Origin of the sequence: Burkholderia sp. AU45251, assembly GCF_030482905.1 — a bacterium.
Classification (GTDB): domain Bacteria; phylum Pseudomonadota; class Gammaproteobacteria; order Burkholderiales; family Burkholderiaceae; genus Burkholderia; species Burkholderia aenigmatica.
In genome coordinates this window covers 22511-43064 of the sequence record NZ_JAUJQH010000033.1, presented here as the reverse complement: position 1 = coordinate 43064, position 20554 = coordinate 22511, and the positions used below count along the sequence as shown (strand labels likewise).

The following is a 20554-nucleotide window of genomic DNA, read 5'->3' as shown; positions in this document are numbered from 1 at the left end:
AATTGACAGCAAAAATCAAGGCGGCGACATTAGCTCGCACAATTAAACGATTGGAGACAGCGGCATGTCGCACACCTTATCGAAGGGGGTGGCAACGGCCTTTGCCATTGCCCCTTTCCTGGTTGCATGTGGAGGGGGAGATTCCGGCGGCGCGGTCGCGCCGATCAACGCGCCCCAATGTTCCGGTTCCAGCTGCGGCACGCAAGGGCCGCCGCCGTCGCAGCCCGTCAACGGCTCGCTGTGCCCGGCCGACGCCGACATCGTGAAGAGCACGTATCTCGGCGGCGCCGGTAGCGGCGAGATCGTCAGCGTCAACATCGACGCCGTGGCGATGACCTACACGCTCAAGTGGCTCGAATCGCCGATTCCGCTCGCGACCGGCACGGTCACGCCGAGCCGCGCCGGCACGACGATCACCGGCGCGGTCATGCACCCGCCGGCCGGCACGCTGCCGACCGCCGAGCAGACGCGCTGCGCATTCGTCCTCACGCCGGGCACGGGCAAGGCGCCGAGCGGCGCCACGTACTCGACGGCCGCCGACTTCAACCAGGCGAACCCGCCGATGCTGCTGGTCGGCATGGGCGTCGCGGGCGGCGGCATTCCGGGTGCGACGGTCCAGTACGACGGGCTGACGATCGCGCTCGGCCCGGTCGTGCTCTACCAGAACGTCGGCCAGGTGCCGAAGCGCCACTTCGACTTCTATCCGTTCCTCGGCTTCGCGAACACGACGACCGACATCACGAAGCTGCCGGGCACGTACAACGCGCTGATCTACCACCTCGTGCCGTCGGGCAACTACGCGACGAAGGGCACGAACTCGAGCGAGACGTTCGACGGGAACGGCGCCTGCACGTCGACGAGTTCGGGCGGCTGCCAGACGACCGGCAACCCGTGGACCGCGAACACCGCGAACGGCGGCTACTTCGACAGCACGAAGGCGCCGCAGACGCTGCCGCAAACGCAGTTGCCGCTCATCGGCGCGACCGGCAAGTCGGCGACCGCGCACATGGTGATCGGCCAGCTCAACGGTGCGACGGTGCCGGTGATCGTGCGTACGGGCAACGTGAACCTCGGCACGGCGCCGCTGCATACCGATGCGCAGGTCGACGACGAATCGGGCATCGCGGTGCTCGGCGCGGCGACGGCAATCACGTCGGGCACGATCGACGGCGGCTACGCGGGTGCGGACTCGAACTTCAAGTACACGGCGGCCCTGATCCGCGGCGGCAACGCGTCGTTCATCAACCCGAGTACGCAGGTCGAGGAAGACGGCTTCACGCTCGACTACGGGCAGACGACGCCGGGCCTGCTGAACGCGGCGACGACGCCGCCGAGCGGCGCGAACTACCCGTCCGCATCGGGCGTGGTGATCGCGACGGGCGGGCTGTACGCGGCGCTGATCCAGGGCACGGTGAACGGCGGCGTCACGTCGACGTCGGCGAACTCGACCACGTCGTCGACACCGTACTTCGGCGTGGGCGCGCAGATCAGCAAGTAGAGCGAACGAGGACGCGACGGCGGGCTGGCCGCCGTCGCGGAACGCACGAGCGCGCGCGGCACGGCGCAGGCAGGACGAGCACAACCAACAGAAGCGGCCGACAGGGAGCTGGCCGCCGCACAAGACAAATCTGGAGGAGCAACATGAAGCGCAACCTCATTCTGGCGGCGGCCCTTGCCGCCCCCCTTCTTTCCGCCTGCGGCGGCGGCAGCGACAATCCGCCCCCGCTCGTCGAAGACCGGCTCTGTCCTGCCACGCTCGACTACAGCACCGTGTTTACGGGTGGCGCAGGCAGCGGCGAACTCGCGAAGGTCCAGCTCGACACGACCAAGATGACCTGGCAGGTCACCTATGTCGAATCACCGGTGCCGCAAACGACCGGCACCGTCGTGCCGACCCGCGCGGGCACCGTCGACAGCGGCACGCTCACGCAGGAAACGCTGCTGCCGACCAACAAGCTGAACCAGTGCGCATTCCGCCTGAACGGCGCGAGCCTCGATCCGTCGCGCCCGGCGCGCATCTTCGTCGGCATGGGCGTCGCGGGCGGCACGATTCCCGGCAAGGAAATCCAGTTCAACGGCGTGCTCGGCCAGGCCGCGGTGCCCGACACGAAATTCCCGTACTACCCGTTCATCGGCTTCTCGTCGATCGAGACCGACATCACGAAGGTGGCGGGCACATACAGTCATACGGGCTTCGGTGAGGTGCCGTCGCAGAAATTCGCGCCGGCATCGATCGACGCGAAGGTGACGATCAACGCCGACGGCAGCTGGACCAAGTGCGACACGACCGGCCAGTTCGCCGGCGGCGCGTGCACGCAGCAAGGCACGAACTTCGTGCAGTCGGCGGACGGCAGCGGTGCGTTCCAGTCGAACAACTACCGGAGCCAATTGAAGCCGACGCTGTCGGCAACGCCGCAGGGCAAGGGCTTCATGATCGTCGGCAAGCTGCGCAACCAGCTCGTGCCGATCCTCGTACGCACGGGCGTCGCGAACCCGAACCCGACGCCGGACAGCAACGGCGTGCCGGGCCTCACCGCCGACGACGAATCGAGCATCTCGATCCTCGCACCGCAGACGACGATCGCGGTCGGCTCGCAGAACGGCGAGTACATCGGCGTCGACAGCCAGTTCGACTACCGCACCACCGCGCTGACCGACAAGCAGGCCACGCTGCTCGATCCGTTCAACGCGTCGCAGGCGTCGCTCGCGACCGCGCTCGATCTCGACTACACGCAGACGGTGCCGGGCACGGTCACGACGATCCATACGGGTGCCAGCAGCACGACGCCGACCGGCAAGTTCATCTTCACGGGTGGCGTGTTCGGGTTCCTCGACAACGCCGGATCGACGCCGTATTTCACGATCGGCGCGTTCGTCCAGTAAGCGGAGGGGGAAGCCGTGATGAAGAAAACCCTTCTCTGCGCGGCGGCCGCCGCCGCCGTGCTGGCGCCGCTCGCGGCGCACGCGCAGAGCGCCGGCAGCAACGTCGTCACGCTGGGCTGGTTCCACGTGATGCCGCAGCAGAGCAGCACGCCGATGACGACCAACGTCGCGCCGACGCCGATCAACACGCCGCTGCGGCTGCCGCCGTCGTTCACGTCGCCGGGCACCGGACTGCGCACGAGCGGCGCCGACACGGTCGGCCTGACGGTCAGCCACTTCCTCACCGACCACATCGCGGTGACGTCGGTGGCCGGCGTGCCGCCGGTGTTCAAGGTGTCGGGCCAGGGCACGATCAGGCCGCCCGGCCCCGCCGGCGCGCTCGGCACGCAGAACATCGGGCTGGCGTCGGTCAACCCGATCGTGAAGAGCGTGCGGCAGTGGAGCCCGGCGATGCTGCTGCAGTACTACTTCGGCGCGGCGACCGCGAAGTTCCGGCCGTTCCTCGGCCTCGGCGTGTCGTACAACTGGTTCAGCGACCTGCAGCTCAACTCGAACTTCATCAAGCAGACGCAGGACAACCTCGGCGCGATTCTCGCGGCGGGCGCGGGCAAGCCGGGTACGACATCGGTGGAAGCGAAGGCGTCGTCGTCATGGCAGCCGGTGTTCAACGCAGGCCTGCAGTACAACATGACCGAGCACTTCGGGCTGATCGCGTCGGTGACGTACATTCCGCTGAAGACGACGTCGACGGTGACGATCAAGGCGGCCGACGGCACGGTGCTCTCGGAGTCGAAATCGGACCTGAAGGCGGACCCGATCATCAGCTACGTCGGGATGACATACAAGTTCTGAGCGCCGCGACGGACGACGAATGGAAGGCCGCGACAAAATCGCAGGCAAAAAAAAGCCCGCCTAAGAGGCGGGCTGAATCCATATCAGAGGAGACATGGAGGAGACAGGTGCAACTATAGCGAATCGGTTTCCGCATTGCAACATTTCCGTAGAGAAAATAAGGATTTTCCCTCGAATGCCGCCTCTAGACGGCGTTCATTGCATCTGACCCCGCCCTGTTTACCTGGTCGAGCACCTCGCCCAGCGCATCGCGCAGCAGCGCGACAGGCCGCACCAGACGGCCCGGCAGCGCGCCGTGCACGATCCACACGTTGATCCGCGTCTCCAGCCCCACCGTTTCCACCACCCTCAGCGCATCGCGATGCGCGCTGCGCGCCAGCGCATTCGGCGCGGCAATGCCGATGCCCGCGCCGCGCGCGACGAGCGACAGCTGCAGCTCGGAGCCGAACGCCTCGACCGCGACATCGAACGGCAGCCCGGCCGCGCCGAGCGAGCGGCTCAGCGCCGAACGCATCCCGCAGCCGTCCTGGCTCAGCACCCACGGATAACCCGACAGCGTATCGATCGACAGCGGACCGTCCGGCAGCGGATAGTCGCGCGCGGCAACGAGCACCGTCGGCTGCGTGCCGAGCAGCGTCGACGTGAACGCATCGGGCAGCGCCGCGCTGGCCGGCACCATCACGGCCGCGACGTCGAGCGCGCCGCGCTCGACGCCCTGCATCAGCGCCGGCGACCAGCCGGCCGTCACCCGCAGCGTCAGGCGCGGAAACGCGTCGCGCAGCCGGTCGATCGGCTGCTCGAGCGCCAGCTCGGACAGGAACGGCGGCACGCCGATGCGCAGTTCGCCCGACGGCTCGCTGTCGGGCGCACCCGACGCCATCAGTTCGTCGACCGCGCCCAGCACGTTGCGCGCGAGCGCGTAGACGTCGCGCCCGGCGGCGGTCGGCTTCAGCGGCTTGCTTTGCCGGTCGAGCAGCGGCATGCCGAGCAGCGTTTCGAGGTTCTGCACGCGCCGCGTCAGGCCCGGCTGCGTCAGGTGGAGCTTCGCGGCCGCGGCGACCATCGACCCGCTGTCGACCACCGCGACGAATGCCTGGAGATCACGCGTATTCAAAACAAACTCGCATAATCATGTTAGAGATATTTCAATTGTCGCATAAACATCGGACACCTACGATGGGTACTCCTACGACCCACTCGCCAGGTTTCCGATGAACTGCCCCGCCAATCCTTGCCCCGCCGCCGTTCGCACGTCCGCCGGCGCGCCGCCCGCGCTGAGCGCGGGCATGACGCTGTTCTTCGCCGCGACGGTCGGCGTGATCGTGATGGACCTGTTCGCCGCGCAACCGCTGACGGGCCCGATCAGCGCCGACCTGCACCTGCCGCCCGGCCTGACCGGCCTCGTCGCGATGCTGCCGCAGCTCGGCTACGCGGCCGGGCTCGTGCTGCTCGTCCCGCTGGTCGACCTGCTCGAGAACCGCCGCCTGATCGTCGTGACGCTGGCCGCCTGCGCGGCCGCGCTCGCGCTGCCCGCGTTCACGCGGTCGGGCACCGTGTTCCTGTTGGCGACGCTCGTGGCCGGCGCCGCGTCGAGCGTGATCCAGATGCTCGTGCCGATGGCCGCGTCGATGGCACCCGAGGCGCAGCGCGGTCGCGCGGTCGGCAACGTGATGAGCGGACTGATGCTCGGCATCCTGCTGTCGCGGCCGCTCGCGAGCCTGATTGCGGGCTCGGCCGGCTGGCGCGGGTTCTACGTGCTGGCCGCGCTCGCGAACGCCGCGATCGCCGTCGTGCTCGCGCTACGCCTGCCGACGCGCACGCCGTCCGTCACGGCCGGCTATCGCGCGCTGCTCGCATCGATGGGGCGCCTGCTGGCCGACGAGCCGGTGCTGCGCCGGCATGCGCTGTCGGCGGCGCTCGCGATGGCCGCATTCAGTGCGTTCTGGACCGCGGTCGGGCTGCGGCTCGCGCAGCCGCCGTTCGGCCTCGATCTGCATGGGATCGCGCTGTTCGCATTCGCCGGCGCCAGCGGCGCGATCGTCACACCGCTCGCGGGCCGTGCCGGCGACCATGGCCACGGCCCGGCCGCGCAGCGGATCGCACACGGCACAATGCTCGCGGCGCTCGTCGTGCTCGGCATCGCGGGCGCCGGCTGGTTCGGCTTCGACGCACATGCGCATCGCGGCGTCGCGCTCGCGCTGCTGGCCGGTGGCGCGGCGCTGCTGGACGCGGGCGTCATCGTCGACCAGACGATCGGCCGCCGCGAGATCAACCTGCTGAACCCGGCCGCACGCGGCCGCCTGAACGGGCTGTTCGTCGGGTTGTTCTTCATCGGCGGCGCGCTCGGTGCGGTGCTCGCAGGCGGTGCGTGGGCCTGGGGCGGATGGAGCGCGGTGTGCGGCGTCGGGTTCGCGTTCGCCGGCACGGCCGCCGTCTTCGGGCTCTCGGCCGGACGCGGGGCCGGCGCAGCGGCGTTGACGCGCCCGCGGACGTGAACCCGGCCCGAAAAGCCGAACGCCCCGCCCTCTTGCGAGGGACGGGGCGTTCGGCGCGCCGGTGTCAGTTCGAAATCAGTGACGGACCAGCGCCATCATCGCGCCGAAGCCGACGAACAACCCGCCCGTCAGCCGGTTGAAGATCTTCGCGACGCTCTGGCTCTTCAGCGTCGCGCCGATGCGCGTGCCGAACGACGCGTAGACGAGATACCAGCTCACCTCGATCACCGCGAACGTGACGACGAGGACGCCGAACTGCGGCAGCGTCGGTTCGGCCGCGTTGATGAACTGCGGCAGCAGCGCGGCCGCGAACAGGATCGCCTTCGGGTTGCTGCCCGCGACCAGGAAGCCGTTGCGGAACAGCGTCCCGCGCGATGCCGGCGCGGCCTGGCGCGACACGGTTTCGACGTCGGCGGCAGGCGCATCGTCGTCGACGCGTGCGCGCCACGCCTTCACACCGAGGTAGACGAGGTAGGCCGCGCCCGCGTAGCGCAGCGTGTTGAACATCGCCGGCCAGGCTTCGAGCACCGCGCCGAGGCCCGCCGCCGACACCGACAGCATCAGCACCAGCGCGCTGAGACAGCCGGCCATCGTCCACGTCGAACGCCGCAGCCCGTGCCGCGCGCCGTGCGTCATCACCAGCAGCATGTTCGGGCCCGGAATCGCCGACACGACGAACACCGTCGCCACGAAAAGCCACCACGTATGCAAGTTCATGCTCGCCTCTGCCTGGATGAAAGGGAAAACGAAACGTCGATTATGCCAATGCGCCGGACTTCTGTCGCGCGACGGATCAGCGGCCCGCGCGGCGCAGCGCGACTTCGCCGAGCACCGCGAAATCCTGCTCGCCGCCGCCGTGCGCGAGCGCGTCGAGCAGGTTGTCGCGCACGACGCTCGCCACCGGCAACGGCACCGACACGGCGTCGCCGGCCTCAAGCGCGAGGCGAACATCCTTCAGCCCGAGGCGCGCCTTGAAGCGCGCGGGCTCGTAGTGCCGCTCGGCGATCATCGAGCCGTAGCCTTCGTAGACGGGGCCCGGAAACACGCTGCCGGTGATCACGTCGAGGAAGTCGCGCATCGCGACGCCGTGCGCGCCCAGCAGCGCGGACGCCTCGCCGAGCGTCTCGATCGCCGACGCGAGCGTGAAGTTCGCGGCGATCTTCGCGACGTTCGCGTGCTGCGGCAGCGAACCGAACCGCCAGGTCTTCTGGCCGATCGCGTCGAACAGCGGCTGCACGCGGTCGATCGCCTCGGCCGGGCCGCCCGCCATGATCGTCAGGCGCGCGGCCGCCGCGACATCGGGCCGCCCCATCACCGGCGCGGCGACGTAATGGATGCCGCGCGACGCATGCGCGTGCGCGAGCGATTCGGCCAGCGCGACCGACACCGTCGCCATGTTGACGTGGATCAGGCCGCGTGGCGCCTGCGCGAGCAGCGCATCGTCGAAGATCGCGCGCGCCGCGGCGTCGTCGGCCAGCATCGAGAACACCGCGTCGCCGCGAAACGCGTCGGCCGGCGTGTCGACGATCTGCGCGCCGAGCGCGGCGAGCGGCTCGGCGCGCTCGCGCGACCGGTTCCAGACCCGCACCGTGTGCCCGGCCTTCAGCAGGTTCGTCGCGATTGCCTGCCCCATTTCACCCAGCCCGATAAATCCGAGATCCATTTCCCGCTCCTTCGCTCCGTGAAGCGGGGAGTTAACCACAGATGCGTGGCATCTGCAGGGCACGCGGCCACCCGTGCGCGGTGCCATACTGCGCGCATGGCGACCGCGACCTTCCGCTTCCACGACGAACTGAACGCCTTTCTCCCGCGCGCGCAGCGCGACCGCGCGTTCGGGCACGCGTGCGCGCGCGATGCGACGGTGAAGCATGCGATCGAGGCGCTCGGCGTCCCGCATACCGAAATCGGCCGGCTCCGCGTGAACGACGCGCCGGCCGCGCTCGACCGGCCGCTCGGCGACGGCGACCGGGTCGAAGCCTTTCCGGAACGCGCGCAATCCACGGTGAACGGGGCTACCGCGCCGCAACCGGCGCAATGGTGCTTCGTCGCCGACGCGCATCTCGGCGGCCTCGCGCAACTGTTGCGCCTCGCGGGCTTCGACACCTGCTACGACAACCACTACCGCGACGACGAGCTCGCGGCGCTCGCCGCGCGAGAGGGCCGGATCGTGCTGACCCGCGACCGCGAGCTGCTCAAGCGGCGCGCGGTCGAGCGCGGCTGCTACCTGCACGCGCTGCAGCCGTCCGACCAGCTGCGTGAACTGTTCGAGCGGCTCGATCTCGCACCGCACATGCGGCCGTTCCGGCTGTGCCTGCGCTGCAATGCCCCGCTGCATCCGCTCGACGCGGCCGCCGCCGCGCCGCGCGTGCCGGCCGGCGTCCGGCAGCGGCACCGGCGCTTCGCCGCGTGCGACGTATGCCGGCGCGTGTTCTGGGAAGGCTCGCACTGGCGGCGCATGCGCACGGTGGTCGACGCGATGCGCGCGTCGCCACCGCCGCCGGCCGGCGAACGCGACGCCTGAAAAAACAAAACCCCGCATGCGTGAACATGCGGGGTCTCGCGACTGGCGGCCGGCGGTGCCGGCCCCGGGCGAAGCGCTTAGTTTGCTGCGCCTGCGTCGTTCGTGCCGGCTGCCGATGCGGCGGCGGCCTTCGCCTTGCCCTTGGCCGAACCGTGGTGCTTCAGCTGGTGCTTCGGCTTGCTGTGATCCTTCTTGGCCGGTGCCGGCGCTGCTGCCGACGTGTCGGCTGCCGGCGCGGACGCCTGTGCGAATGCCGAAACCGATGCGAGTGCGAATGCTGCGGCGATGATCGAAGCGAGCGTCTTCTTCATTGTTCTTCCTTTAGCGGAGAAAAAATCAAACGTACCGGTCAGTAAAGATGCGAGGCATTCGCATCGGAGCCCCAGGCCGCGAGGCCGGCTTTCGCCGTTCCGTCGCGACAAAACCTGACGCACTGGTTCCATAACGCACCGCGTTCGCGGCAAGTTGACACGTTGCTTGCGCCCCTCGGGTTTCCCCGGGGGCGCACGCGTGTTCCCGTGCCGGCGACCGGTCCGGCCGCCGCCGCGGCGGCGCCGCAAACCTGCTCGCACGCCATCGGGGCGGCGCTTATACTGGCGTCCATCCGTCCCTTTCCCCGGAAACCGGATCGCGGCCGGTCACCACACCGCCGCCGTCTCGAGGCGCTCAAATTGCCCGATCACAATCTGGACAAACTGAAGATCGACCGGCGTCCGCTCGCACCGGCGCCCCGCCGGCGCCGGTGGCTGCGCTATGCGGTCGCCGCCGCGGTCGTCATCGTCGCGATCGCCGCCGGCCTCGCGCTGACCGGCCGGCCGGCGGTCGAAACCACGACCGTCACGTCCGCCTACCCGTACCAGAACGACACGCAACTCAATGCGACCGGCTACGTCGTGCCGCAGCGCAAGGCCGCGGTCGCGTCGAAGGGCCAGGGGCGCGTCGAATGGCTCGGCGTGCTCGAAGGCACGCGCGTGAAGAAGGACGAGATCATCGCGCGCCTCGAAAGCCGCGACGTCGAGGCCTCGCTGGCGCAGGCGCTCGCGCAGGTGAAGGTCGCCCGTGCCAACCTCGGCGTCGAGCAGGCCGAACTGAAGGACGCCGAGATCGCGTTACGCCGCACCTCGGTACTCGCGCCGAAGGGCGCCGTGCCGGCCGCGCAGCTCGACACCGACACGGCCCGCGTGAACAAGGCGCGCGCGTCGGTCAACAGCGACCAGGCCGCGATCGCGTCCGCCGAGGCCAACGCGCAGGCCGCGCAGGTCGCGGTCGACCAGACGGTGATCCGCGCGCCGTTCGACGGCATCGTGCTCGCGAAGCACGCGAACGTCGGCGACAACATCACGCCATTCTCGTCCGCGTCGGACAGCAAGGGCGCCGTCGTGACGATCGCCGACATGGACACGCTCGAGGTCGAGGCCGACGTCGCCGAATCGAATATCGCGAAGATCCGCGCCGAGCAGCCGTGCGAGATCCAGCTCGACGCACTGCCCGACACGCGCTTCGCGGGCCGCGTGTCGCGCATCGTGCCGACCGTCGATCGCTCGAAGGCCACCGTGCTCGTGAAGGTGCGCTTCGTCGACCGCGACGACCGCGTGCTGCCCGACATGAGCGCGAAGATCGCGTTCCTGTCGAAGCCCGTGTCCGTGCAGGACCGGCAGCCCGTGACGGCCGTGCAGGCGAGCGCGGTCGTCGAGCGCGACGGCCGGCCGGTCGTGTTCGTCGTGAAGGACGACACCGTGCACGCGACGGCCGTGACGGCCGGCCTGCGGATCGGCGAACTCGTCGCGATCCGCGGCGTGAAGCCCGGCGACTCGGTCGTGCTCGCGCCGGGCGCGAAGCTGAAGGACGGCGCGAAAGTGACCGTCGCGAAGAAGTAGCGCACGCGTGAACGACGCTCCGCCGCCCCTCGTCGAGCTCAGCCACGTCGCGAAGTCGTACCGGCGCGGCAACCAGATCGTGCCCGTGCTGACCGACATCACGCTCGACATCGGCGAAGGCGACTTCGTCGCACTGATGGGGCCGTCCGGCTCCGGCAAGAGCACGCTGCTCAACCTGGTGGCCGGCATCGACCGGCCCGACAGCGGCGAGCTGCGCGTGGGCGGACTCGACATCTCGCTGCTCGCGGAGGCGCAGTTGGCCGAATGGCGCGCGGCGAACGTCGGCTTCATCTTCCAGTTCTACAACCTGATGCCGGTGCTCACCGCGTTCGAGAACGTCGAGCTGCCGCTGATGCTCACGCACCTGTCGCGCCGCGAGCGGCGCGAGCGCGTCGAACTCGTGCTGGACATGGTGAACCTCGGCGACCGGACGAGCCACTACCCGTCCGAGCTGTCGGGCGGCCAGCAGCAGCGCGTCGCGATCGCGCGCGCGCTGATCACCGATCCGGTGCTGATCGTCGCCGACGAGCCGACCGGCGACCTCGACCGCGCGTCGGCCACCGACGTGCTCGCGATGCTGCAGCGGATGAACGCCGAGCTCGGCAAGACGATCATCATGGTGACCCACGACGCGCACGCGGCCGGCGCCGCGCGCGCGCTCGTGCATCTGGAAAAAGGGGAACTGATCGATGGGCACGCCGGCTGACCGGCTGCGGGAGCGCGCGCGATGTACGTGCTGAAGCTGATCGCGCGCAATGCGCTGCGGCACCGGCTGCGCACGCTGCTGACCGTGCTCGGGCTGACCATCGCGGTACTGGCGTTCGGGCTGCTGCACACCGTGGTCGACGCGTGGTACGCGGGCGCGGCAGCCGCGTCCAGCGGGCGGCTCGTCACGCGCAACGCGATCTCGCTCGTGTTTCCGCTGCCCGTGAGCTACGAGAACCGGATCCGAGGCGTCGACGGCGTGACGGCCGTGGTCCGCTCGAACTGGTTCGGCGGCATCTACCGCGACCCGAAGAACTTCTTCGCGAGCTTCGCGGTGTCGGACAACTATCTCGACCTGTATCCGGAATTCATCATCCCGGCGCAGCAGCGCGCCGACTACAACCGCGACCGCCGCGGCTGCCTCGTCGGCCGCCAGCTCGCCACGCAATTCGGCTTCAAGATCGGCGACGTGATCCCGCTCAAGGGCACGATCTATCCCGGCACGTGGGATTTCGTCGTGCGCGGGATCCTCGACGGTCGCGACGACTCGACGATCACACGCCAGCTGGTGTTCCACTGGGACTACCTGAACGAGACGGTGCGCCAGCGCACGCCGAAGCAGGCCGACCAGGTCGGCGTATTCGTGCTCGGCGTCGCGAACCCCGACGACGGCGCATCGATCGCGCGCAACGTCGACGCGGTGTTCAAGAACTCGCTCGCCGAAACGCTGACCGAGACCGAGCAGGCGTTCCAGCTCGGCTTCGTTGCGATGTCGAACCAGATCATCGCGGCGATCCGTCTCGTGTCGTACGTCGTGATCCTGATCATCATGGCCGTGATGGCCAACGCGATGGCGATGAGCGCGCGCGAACGCACGGCCGAATACGCAACGCTGAAGGCGCTCGGCTTCGGCCCCGGGTTCCTCGCGCTGATCGTGTTCGGCGAATCGGTCGTGATCGCAGTGGCCGGCGGCGGGCTCGGGATCCTCGCGACGCCGCCCGCCGCCAGCCTGTTCAAGCAGGCGGCCGGCGGCATCTTCCCGGTGTTCAAGGTGTCGACCGAAACGGTCATGCTGCAGGCCGCGTGCTCGGTCGCGGTCGGCTTCGCGGCGGCGATCGTGCCGGCGTGGCAGGCGGCGCGCGTGCGGGTCGTCGAAGGCCTGCGGGCGATCGGCTAGACCATGGCGATCCCGCTCAACTACATCGCGCGCAACCTGTGGACCCGGCGGCTCACCACCGCGCTGACCGCCGGCGGGATGGCGCTCGTGATCTTCGTGTTCGCGACGGTGCAGATGCTCGACGCGGGGCTCACGAAGACGCTCGTGTCGACCGGCGAACCCGACAACGCGGTGGTGATCCGCAAGGGCGCCGAAACCGAGATCCAGAGTTCGATCGACCACCAGCAGGCCAACGCGCTCGAGATGCATCCGGCCGTCGCGCTCGGCCCCGACGGCCGGCCGCTCGTGTCGAAGGAAGCGGTCGTGCTGATCTCGCTGGTGAAGACGTCGACCGGCAAGCCGTCGAACGTCGTGATCCGCGGCGTATCGCCGGCCGGCCTCGCGCTGCGTCCGCACGTGAAACTCACCGCCGGCCGCCTGTTCACGCCCGGCTCGTCGGAAATCATCGTCGGCAGCGCGATCGCGAAAGGGTTCAGCGGCACGCAGCTCGGCGACAGCCTGCATTTCGCGCAGCGCGACTGGACCATCGTCGGCATCTTCGACGCGGGCGGCAGCGGCTTCGATTCGGAGATCTGGGGCGACGTCGACCAACTGATGCAGTCGTTCCGGCGCACCAGCTATTCGTCGATGGTGCTGCGTATCCCGAGCGCCGACGGCTTCGCACGCTTCAAGGCCGACATCGACGTCGATCCGCGCCTCACCGACGAGGCGAAACGCGAACAGACCTTCTACGGCGACCAGTCGAAAGCGCTGTCGAAGTTCATCAACATCCTCGGCATCACGCTGTCGACGATCTTCTCGATCGCCGCGATGATCGGCGCGATGATCACGATGTATGCGTCGGTCGCGAACCGCGTCGCCGAGATCGGCACGCTGCGCGCGCTCGGCTTCAAGCGCACGAACGTGCTCGCCGCGTTCCTGCTGGAAGCGCTGCTGCTCGGCTTCGTCGGCGGCGTCGCGGGGCTCGCGTGCGCGTCGCTGATGCAGTTCGCATCGTTCTCGACGACCAACTTCCAGACCTTCTCGGACCTGTCGTTCCGCTTCGTGCTGACGCCCGCGATCGTCGTGAAGACGCTGCTGTTCTCGCTCGTGATGGGGCTCGTCGGCGGGTTCCTACCGGCAATGCGCGCCGCGCGCCTGAAGATTGTCGACGCGCTGCGCGCGCAGTGACGCGCGGCCCCGCCGTTCAGCGTTCGCGCGGCACCCATGCGCCGTGGAACCCGGCCGGCACACGGCGCGGCAGGTGCACGGTCGCGACCGGCCCCGCGTCGATCGCGCGCGCATCGAGGATCACCACGTCGCTCATATCCGTCGCCGCGCGGTAGACCATCACCAGCAGCCAGCCGTCGTCCTCGTCGACGCCGCCCGGGCGCGGCACGAACACCGGCTCGCTGTTCTGGTCGCCGGGCGGCACCGCGTAGCGCGTCGTCGTGCCGCTCGCGTGGTCGAAGCGCATCACGCCGCGCATTTCCGCGTTGTTCGGCTGCTCGAGCGCATACAGGTAGCGGTAGCCGCGCCCCGTCCGGCTTTCGTTGATGCGCGGCATCTCGATGCCGCCGTCGGCGAGCGGCCCTTCGTCGATCAGCCCGTTCGCCGTATCGATCACGTAGCGCCACAGCTCGCCGACCGGGTTGTCCGCGAAGCGGCCCGTGGCTGCATCGAGCCGCAGGAACGACGGATAGCGCACCGCATCGAGCACGATGCAGGACGCATCGCAGTCGTACGCGTTCACGACGTGCAAGATGAAGCACGGCTCGACACCGAACCAGCGCACCGCGCCGCCGTGGCGCGGGAGCACGCCGATACGCGCGGGCCGGTCGTCGTGCCAGCGCAGCGGCATCCGGTGGCCCTGCTTCAGCAGCGAGAAGTCGTAGCCGACGTTCAGGTCGAGCAGCAGGCTACGGGTTTCGGTGATCGCGAGGTCGTGCATCATCGACGGCGCACTCAGCTCGATCTCGATATCGACGCGCTGCACGCCCTGCGCGTCAGCCACGCCGTAGCGCAGCCACGGTGCGCGCCAGTCCGCGCGGAACGCGATCAGCTCGCCCGTGACCGGATCGACCTTCGGATGCGCGGTCATCCCGCCACCGAAGCCAGCGTGCCGCGCCGGCACGCCGAGCGAATCGAGCGCGGCCGTGATCGCAAACGGCGCGCCGCCCTCCGACAGCGCGAGCAATTCGCCCGCATGCTGCAGCACGCTCACGTTCGGATTGGTGTCGGGCAGTTGCGGCGCCGCTGCGGGCGCATGCACGGCGGCCCAGCGCTGCGTACGTGCCCAGCGGTTCCGGTAGCCGGTCGCGCGGCCGTTGTCGAACGCGATCGCATGCAGCATCGCCGCTTCCGGCCACCACGACAGCACGTCGTTCCCTTCGAAGCGGCCGCCCGGCGGATTCGGGCCGTTGCGCAGCAGCGTGCCGGCAAGTTCGTGCGGGATGGCGCCGGTCACGCGCAGGTCGACGAGATCGACCTCGTCGGCGACCGGCGCGATCGCGCCACTGTTCAGATCGAATACGGTCATTGCGTCAAATACTCCGTTCAGCAGTCTTCGGTGGACGGCGGCAGCTCGCCGCGCGCCAGTGCGAGCGCGTGGTCGCGCACATCGTCCGGCCAGCCGGCGATCAGCTCGGCGAGCCGCGCCGGGTCGTTTGCATACAGCGCGCGCGCGGCCTCCTCGAAACCGGGCAGGTCGCCCGCCATCGCCGACATGAAGTGGTACGCGCGCGCCTGCGCATCGCGGAGACGATCGGCCGCCGCATGCGTGCGCCGTGCGTCCTCGACGAGCTTGCGCAACGCGACGGACGCACCGCCCGGCTGCGCGGCCAGCCAATCCCAGTGACGCGGCAGCAGCGTGACCTCGCGCGACACGACGCCGAGCTTCGGCCGGCCGCGGCCGCGCTGTTCGCCCGCGCCGGCCGGCTCGCCGGCGCCGCCGGGGGCATCGCCCGACGGCGGCGCGTAGCGCGCGCGGATCTCGTCCGCCGTGCCGCGCAGGTCGAGGTCGATCGAGCGGCCCGTCGCATCGTCGAAGATCAGGATCGTGCCGGTCATCGCATCGCCGGCCGCCTGCCGGACCGCAAGCGCGACCGTCGCGAGCGGGCCCGACGCGAGCCGCCGGTGGCCGTCGAACGCCGTATAGGAAGGAAGCAGTGTGGTGGTGGTCATCATGGTCGCCCGCAGGCTGGAATCGGAATGACGCTATTTTTATCCGGGTATAAATTGGATGTCAATATTATCCGGGTAAAAATTGTCATCGGGGCGATCCATCCTTCGGGCGAGCACGACGCCGGTCAGATCGCCCTGGCCGGCATCGCGATGCCGCGTGCGCTTGCCAGCGCGTCGTCGAGCGACACATGCCCATCGAACGACGACGACGCCGGCAGCGGCAGGTTTTCCTCGATCGCCTGCGCGAACCGCACGCCTGCATCGTCGGCGAGCCGCGCGCGCAGTGCGGCGATGCGCGGGAACGCTTCGGGCTCGAACACCGCGTGATAGTCGGCCCAGCGCGCAATCCCGGCGAAGTACGCGTCGGCCAGCGTGCGCTGTGCGCCCAGCAGCCACGGGCCGTCACCGCGCTCGAGCATCGCCTCGAGCTGCCGGTGCGCCTTCAGCACCTTGCCGCGGCCGTACGCCTGCAACGCCGCTTTCTCGGCGCCCGCGGAGTCGTGTTCGTACACGTACCAGAGCGCACCGAACGCGTTGAAGAACGTCGTGTTCAGCCACGCGAGCATCCGGTTCAGCCGGTCGAAATCCGCGCTGCCCTGGCGGAACGCGAGGCCGCTGTCGAGCGCCTGCGCACCGATGTGGCCGAGGATCGCGAGGCTTTCGGTCAGCACGTCGCCGTTCGCGGTCACGAACGCCGGGGTCTCGGCGACGGGGTTCAGCGCGAGGAACGCGTCGCTCGTCACGGCGCCCGGCATCGAGATGCGCGACAGCCGGTACGGGCGGCCGATCCATTCGAGCGCAACGATCGAACCGAACGAGCAGCCGGCGGGAATGCCGTAGAGAAGGATGGGAGACATCGGGAGATTCCGCAGAAGTTGAACGAGCGGTCATGCTCCCACGGCGAACGATGGCGCAGTAGCCGCTAAAATCGAAACCCGTCGTTTCTCCATATGGACGCTGGAAGTGAACCTGAACGACCTATACCTGTTCGTGCAGGCGGTCGACGCCGGCAGCATGTCGGCCGCCGCGCGCCGGCTCGACCTGCCGAAATCGACGGTCAGCAAACGCGTTGCCGAGCTCGAGCGCACGCTCGGCGCGCGGCTCGTGCATCGCACGTCGCGCAGCTTCCGGCTCACGCCGGTCGGCACCGAATTCTTCGAGCATGCCCGCGCGGCCGTGATCGAGGCCGAAAGCGCGCGCGACGCGGTGCTGCGGCAAGCCGCCGAGCCGGCCGGCGTCGTGCGGATCACGAGCTCGGTGCCGGTCGCGCAGCACATCCTCGCGCCCTGCCTGCCGGCGCTGGCGATCGCGCACCCGAAGCTGCTGCTGCAGATTCACGCGAGCGACCGCCTCGTCGACATCGCGCAGGAAGGCTTCGACATCGCGGTGCGCAGCCATTTCGCGCCGCTGCCCGATTCCGCGCTCGTGCAACGGCCGCTCGCGGCATCGCCGATTATCGCCGTGGCGTCACCGGCCTATCTCGCGCGTGCCGGCACGCCGGACGCGCCGGCCGATCTCGCGCAGCATGACGGGCTGCAACCGGGCCAGCAGCCGTGGCGGCTGCAACGCGGCGGCGACACCGTCGACGTGACGCCGCGCCTGCGCCTGCAGGCCGACGAATCGACGCTGCTGCTACAGGCGGCGACGGCCGGCCTCGGCATCGCGTGCCTGCCCGACTGGATCGCCGGCGCCGCGCTCGCGTCCGGCGCCCTCGTACGTGTGTTGCCCGGCTGGTGCGCCGGCACCGTCACGACGACGCTGCTGATGCCGCACCGGCGCGGCCAGTTGCCCGGCGTGCGCGCCGCCGTCGAGTTTCTCGCGCAGCACGTGGCGCGCCATCACGGCACCCCTGCGGACGACGCACGTGCCTGAGCGATCGCCCGACCGATCGATTCAAATCATGAATCGATCAAGTCAGCAATTGGCATGAAGGCGCAAATTTCGACATGACAGAATGGCCCGGACGCCCTGCCCTCCAGCAGCGGCGTCCGGCCTCCGGCCGGGAGCACCCACACGAATGGCGCGCACTGACGCGCCTGCCGCACGACGGCACCTTCCGCCCTTCGGAGGAGACAGTCATGAATCCGCTTCAAGCGCTGCCGGCGTCCGCTTCGGCAACGGCCCGGCGCACGCGCGTGCGCTGGCTGGTGCTGACCGTCCTGTTCGCGGTCACGACGATCAACTATGCAGATCGCGCGGCAATCGCGATCGCGGGTCCGAGCCTTGCCCGCGCACTGCACCTGAGCCACGTGCAGATCGGCTTCATCTTCTCCGCGTTCGGCTGGTCGTACGTGGTCGCCCAACTGCCGGGCGGCTGGCTGCTCGACCGCTACGGGTCACGCATCGTCTACGCGTTCAGCATCTTCTTCTGGTCGCTGTTCACACTGCTGCAGGGCTCGATCGGCTTCTTCGGCGGCGCGGCCGCGTTCGCGCTGCTGTTCGGGCTGCGGTTCCTGGTCGGCGCGGCCGAGGCGCCGTCGTTCCCGGCCAACAGCCGGATCGTGTCCGCGTGGTTCCCGGCCGCCGAGCGCGGCACCGCGTCGGCGATCTTCAACGCCGCGCAGTACGCGGCGACCGTCTTGTTCGCGCCGTTGATGGGCTGGCTCGTGCATGCGTTCGGCTGGCAGTCGGTGTTCGTGGTGATGGGCGTGCTTGGCTTCGCGTTCGTCCTGGTGTGGAACCGCACGATGTACGACCCGAAAGACCACCCGAACATCAACCGCGCGGAACTCGACTATCTCGCCGAAGGCGGCGCGCTCGTCAACATCGACCAGGCGACGGGTGGACGCGACGGCGGCCCGTCGATGCGCCACGTGAAGGCGCTGCTGAAGAGCCGGATGCTGATCGGCGTGTACGTCGCGCAGTACTGCATCAACGCGCTCACCTATTTCTTCATCACGTGGTTTCCCGTCTATCTCGTGCAGGCGCGCGGGATGTCGATCCTCAACGCGGGGCTCGTCGCGTCGATCCCGGCCGTGTGCGGGTTCCTCGGCGGGATTCTCGGCGGCATCGTGTCCGACGGGCTGCTCAAGCAGGGCCGCTCGCTGTCGGTCGCGCGCAAGGTGCCGATCGTGTTCGGCATGCTGCTGTCGATGTCGATGATCGTCTGCAACTACACCGATTCGCACGTGCTCGTCGTGCTGTTCATGGCGCTGTCGTTCTTCGGCAAGGGGCTCGGCGCACTCGGCTGGGCCGTCAACGCCGACACCGCGCCGCGCCAGATTGCGGGCCTGAGCGGTGCGCTGCTCAACACGTGCGGCAACCTCTCCAGCATCACGACGCCGATCGCGATCGGCTACATCGTCGACCGCAGCGGCTCGTTCAACGGCGCGCTGGTCTATGTCGTCGCGCACGCGCTCGTCGCCGTGATCTGCTACCTGTTCGTCGTCGGCGAGATCCGCCGCGTCGAGCTTCAATGACCGGCGCGGGCCGCTCCGGCCTGGCCGGCGGCCCGCGCGTACTACCGGAACCAGGAGCGAACCGATGTCCGAATCAAGCCGTGCCGGCACCCCGCGCGTCACGCGCATGCAGGTGATCCCCGTCGCCGGCCGCGACAGCATGCTGCTCAACCTGTGCGGCGCGCACGCGCCGTACTTCACGCGCAACCTCGTGATCCTCGACGACAGCAGCGGACACACGGGCGTCGGTGAAGTGCCGGGCGGCGAAGGGATCCGCCACGCGCTCGAGCGCATGACGGATCGCGTGGTTGGCCAGTCGATCGGACGCTATCAGGCGACGCTCAACGCGGTGCGCGCGGCGTTGTCCGGCGCGGACGCGGGTGCGGGCCGCACGATCCGGCACGAGGTGACGTCGGCCGGCGAAGCGGCCGTGCTGCGCCAGCCACACGAGATCAACCTGCGGCTCGACAACGTGATCACCGCGATCGAGGCGGCGCTGCTCGACCTGCTCGGCCAGCATCTCGACGTGCCGGTCGCGGCGCTGCTTGGCGAAGGCCAGCAGCGCGACGCGGTGCCGATGCTCGCTTATCTGTTCTACGTCGGCGACCGGCGCCGCACCGACCTGCCGTATCGCGACGAGACGCACGCGTCGGACGCGTGGTTCCGGCTGCGCAACGAGGAAGCGCTCACGCCGGCCGCGATCGCGCGGCAGGCCGAAGCCGCGGTCGAGCGCTACGGTTTCGCCGATTTCAAGCTGAAGGGCGGCGTGATGGCCGGCGCCGACGAGATGGAGGCGATCGCCGCGATCAAGGCGCGCTTCCCCGACGCGCGCGCCACGCTCGACCCGAACGGCGCGTGGTCGCTCGACGAGGCCGTCGCGCTGTGCCGTGGGCAAGGCCACCTGCTCGCGTATGCGGAAGATCCGTGCGGGCCGGAAGGCGGCTATTCGGGCCGCGAGGTGATGGCCGAATTCCGCCGCGCGACGGGAATCCCGACCGCAACCAACATGATCGCGACCGACTGGCGGCAGATGGATCACGCGGTGCGGCTGCAGGCGGTCGACATCCCGCTCGCCGACCCGCATTTCTGGACGATGCAGGGCTCGGTGCGGCTCGCGCAGCTGTGCCGCGACTGGGGGCTCACGTGGGGCTCGCACTCGAACAACCACTTCGACGTGTCGCTCGCGATGTTCACGCATGCGGCGGCGGCCGCGCCCGGCGCGATCACGGCAATCGACACGCACTGGATCTGGCAGGAAGGCGATGCGCGGCTCACGCGCGAGCCACTGAAGATCGTCGGTGGCAAGGTGGCCGTGCCGGAGCGGCCGGGGCTCGGGATCGACCTCGACATGGCGCAGGTCGAGGCTGCGCATGCGCTGTACCGGCAGGTTGGCGGCACCGCGCGCGACGATGCGGCCGCGATGCGCTATCTCGTGCCGGGGTGGACGTACGATCCGAAGCGGCCGAGTTTCGGGCGCGGGTGAC

Annotated in this window: 19 protein-coding genes; 12 read left to right on the top strand and 7 right to left on the bottom strand. The window is 69.3% G+C overall.

Going from position 1 to position 20554, the window contains the following annotated elements; translation table 11 throughout:
* Positions 1 to 64 precede the first annotated feature (64 nt).
* The 3 genes from QZM67_RS35755 to QZM67_RS35745 all read left to right on the top strand — a co-directional run bounded on the left by QZM67_RS35755 (position 65) and on the right by QZM67_RS35745 (position 3735).
* Positions 65 to 1498: a DUF2957 domain-containing protein gene (locus tag QZM67_RS35755; protein WP_301810717.1), complete on the top strand. Its 1434-nt coding sequence runs from the start codon at positions 65 to 67 to the stop codon at positions 1496 to 1498.
* A gap of 143 nt (positions 1499 to 1641) precedes the next feature.
* On the top strand, positions 1642 to 2883 hold the full coding sequence (locus QZM67_RS35750) for a DUF2957 domain-containing protein (RefSeq protein WP_301810715.1): 1242 nt from the start codon (positions 1642 to 1644) through the stop codon (positions 2881 to 2883).
* An 18-nt stretch (positions 2884 to 2901) separates the two neighbouring features.
* A complete protein-coding gene (locus tag QZM67_RS35745; protein WP_301810713.1) occupies positions 2902 to 3735 on the top strand; it encodes an OmpW family protein in 834 nt (277 codons plus the stop codon).
* Positions 3736 to 3919: 184 nt separating this feature from the next.
* On the opposite strand, the gene QZM67_RS35740 is transcribed toward QZM67_RS35745, so the two are convergent.
* Positions 3920 to 4849: a LysR family transcriptional regulator gene (locus QZM67_RS35740; protein WP_301810712.1), complete on the bottom strand. Its 930-nt coding sequence runs from the start codon at positions 4847 to 4849 to the stop codon at positions 3920 to 3922.
* Positions 4850 to 4946: 97 nt separating this feature from the next.
* Between QZM67_RS35740 and QZM67_RS35735 the strand changes: the two genes are divergently transcribed.
* Positions 4947 to 6230: an MFS transporter gene (locus tag QZM67_RS35735; RefSeq protein WP_301810711.1), complete on the top strand. Its 1284-nt coding sequence runs from the start codon at positions 4947 to 4949 to the stop codon at positions 6228 to 6230.
* 75 nt (positions 6231 to 6305) lie between these two features.
* Here the strand turns inward: QZM67_RS35735 and QZM67_RS35730 are convergent, their stop codons facing one another.
* Both QZM67_RS35730 and QZM67_RS35725 read right to left on the bottom strand, forming a co-directional pair.
* A complete protein-coding gene (locus QZM67_RS35730; protein ID WP_043185141.1) occupies positions 6306 to 6947 on the bottom strand; it encodes a LysE family translocator in 642 nt (213 codons plus the stop codon).
* A gap of 76 nt (positions 6948 to 7023) precedes the next feature.
* A complete protein-coding gene (locus QZM67_RS35725) occupies positions 7024 to 7980 on the bottom strand; it encodes an NAD(P)-dependent oxidoreductase (protein ID WP_260865424.1) in 957 nt (318 codons plus the stop codon).
* A gap of 9 nt (positions 7981 to 7989) precedes the next feature.
* Between QZM67_RS35725 and QZM67_RS35720 the strand changes: the two genes are divergently transcribed.
* The gene (locus tag QZM67_RS35720; protein WP_301810705.1) at positions 7990 to 8751 is read left to right on the top strand and encodes a Mut7-C RNAse domain-containing protein; all 762 of its coding nucleotides are present in this window, start codon (positions 7990 to 7992) and stop codon (positions 8749 to 8751) included.
* A gap of 77 nt (positions 8752 to 8828) precedes the next feature.
* Here QZM67_RS35720 and QZM67_RS35715 read toward each other — a convergent pair whose 3' ends face one another.
* A complete protein-coding gene (locus tag QZM67_RS35715) occupies positions 8829 to 9062 on the bottom strand; it encodes a hypothetical protein (protein ID WP_043185133.1) in 234 nt (77 codons plus the stop codon).
* 360 nt (positions 9063 to 9422) lie between these two features.
* Here QZM67_RS35715 and QZM67_RS35710 point away from each other — a divergent pair, with 360 nt between their 5' ends.
* The 4 genes from QZM67_RS35710 to QZM67_RS35695 are packed head-to-tail and all read left to right on the top strand — an operon-like array spanning position 9423 to position 13680.
* A complete protein-coding gene (locus QZM67_RS35710; RefSeq protein ID WP_301810703.1) occupies positions 9423 to 10628 on the top strand; it encodes an efflux RND transporter periplasmic adaptor subunit in 1206 nt (401 codons plus the stop codon).
* 7 nt (positions 10629 to 10635) lie between these two features.
* The gene (locus QZM67_RS35705) at positions 10636 to 11334 is read left to right on the top strand and encodes an ABC transporter ATP-binding protein (protein WP_301810701.1); all 699 of its coding nucleotides are present in this window, start codon (positions 10636 to 10638) and stop codon (positions 11332 to 11334) included.
* 21 nt (positions 11335 to 11355) lie between these two features.
* The gene (locus QZM67_RS35700; protein ID WP_175024244.1) at positions 11356 to 12510 is read left to right on the top strand and encodes an ABC transporter permease; all 1155 of its coding nucleotides are present in this window, start codon (positions 11356 to 11358) and stop codon (positions 12508 to 12510) included.
* A 3-nt stretch (positions 12511 to 12513) separates the two neighbouring features.
* The gene (locus QZM67_RS35695; RefSeq protein WP_043185127.1) at positions 12514 to 13680 is read left to right on the top strand and encodes an ABC transporter permease; all 1167 of its coding nucleotides are present in this window, start codon (positions 12514 to 12516) and stop codon (positions 13678 to 13680) included.
* Between the two features lie 16 nt (positions 13681 to 13696).
* Here the strand turns inward: QZM67_RS35695 and QZM67_RS35690 are convergent, their stop codons facing one another.
* From QZM67_RS35690 to QZM67_RS35680, 3 genes are all read right to left on the bottom strand, one after another.
* A complete protein-coding gene (locus QZM67_RS35690; protein WP_301810699.1) occupies positions 13697 to 15028 on the bottom strand; it encodes a carotenoid oxygenase family protein in 1332 nt (443 codons plus the stop codon).
* A gap of 17 nt (positions 15029 to 15045) precedes the next feature.
* Positions 15046 to 15672 carry a DUF2239 family protein gene (locus QZM67_RS35685; protein ID WP_301810697.1) on the bottom strand — a complete coding sequence of 209 codons (627 nt, stop codon included), beginning with the start codon at positions 15670 to 15672 and terminating at the stop codon, positions 15046 to 15048.
* Positions 15673 to 15797: 125 nt separating this feature from the next.
* The gene (locus QZM67_RS35680) at positions 15798 to 16529 is read right to left on the bottom strand and encodes a glutathione S-transferase family protein (RefSeq protein ID WP_301810695.1); all 732 of its coding nucleotides are present in this window, start codon (positions 16527 to 16529) and stop codon (positions 15798 to 15800) included.
* A 100-nt stretch (positions 16530 to 16629) separates the two neighbouring features.
* Here QZM67_RS35680 and QZM67_RS35675 point away from each other — a divergent pair, with 100 nt between their 5' ends.
* The 3 genes from QZM67_RS35675 to QZM67_RS35665 all read left to right on the top strand — a co-directional run bounded on the left by QZM67_RS35675 (position 16630) and on the right by QZM67_RS35665 (position 20553).
* Positions 16630 to 17544 (top strand): LysR substrate-binding domain-containing protein, encoded by a 915-nt coding sequence (locus QZM67_RS35675; protein ID WP_301810734.1) that lies wholly within the window; start codon positions 16630 to 16632, stop codon positions 17542 to 17544.
* 206 nt (positions 17545 to 17750) lie between these two features.
* Entirely contained in the window at positions 17751 to 19091 is a 1341-nt protein-coding gene (locus tag QZM67_RS35670; protein ID WP_301810692.1) for an MFS transporter, read from the top strand.
* Positions 19092 to 19155: 64 nt separating this feature from the next.
* A complete protein-coding gene (locus QZM67_RS35665) occupies positions 19156 to 20553 on the top strand; it encodes an enolase C-terminal domain-like protein (protein WP_301810690.1) in 1398 nt (465 codons plus the stop codon).
* The last annotated feature ends 1 nt before the right edge of the window (position 20554 follow it).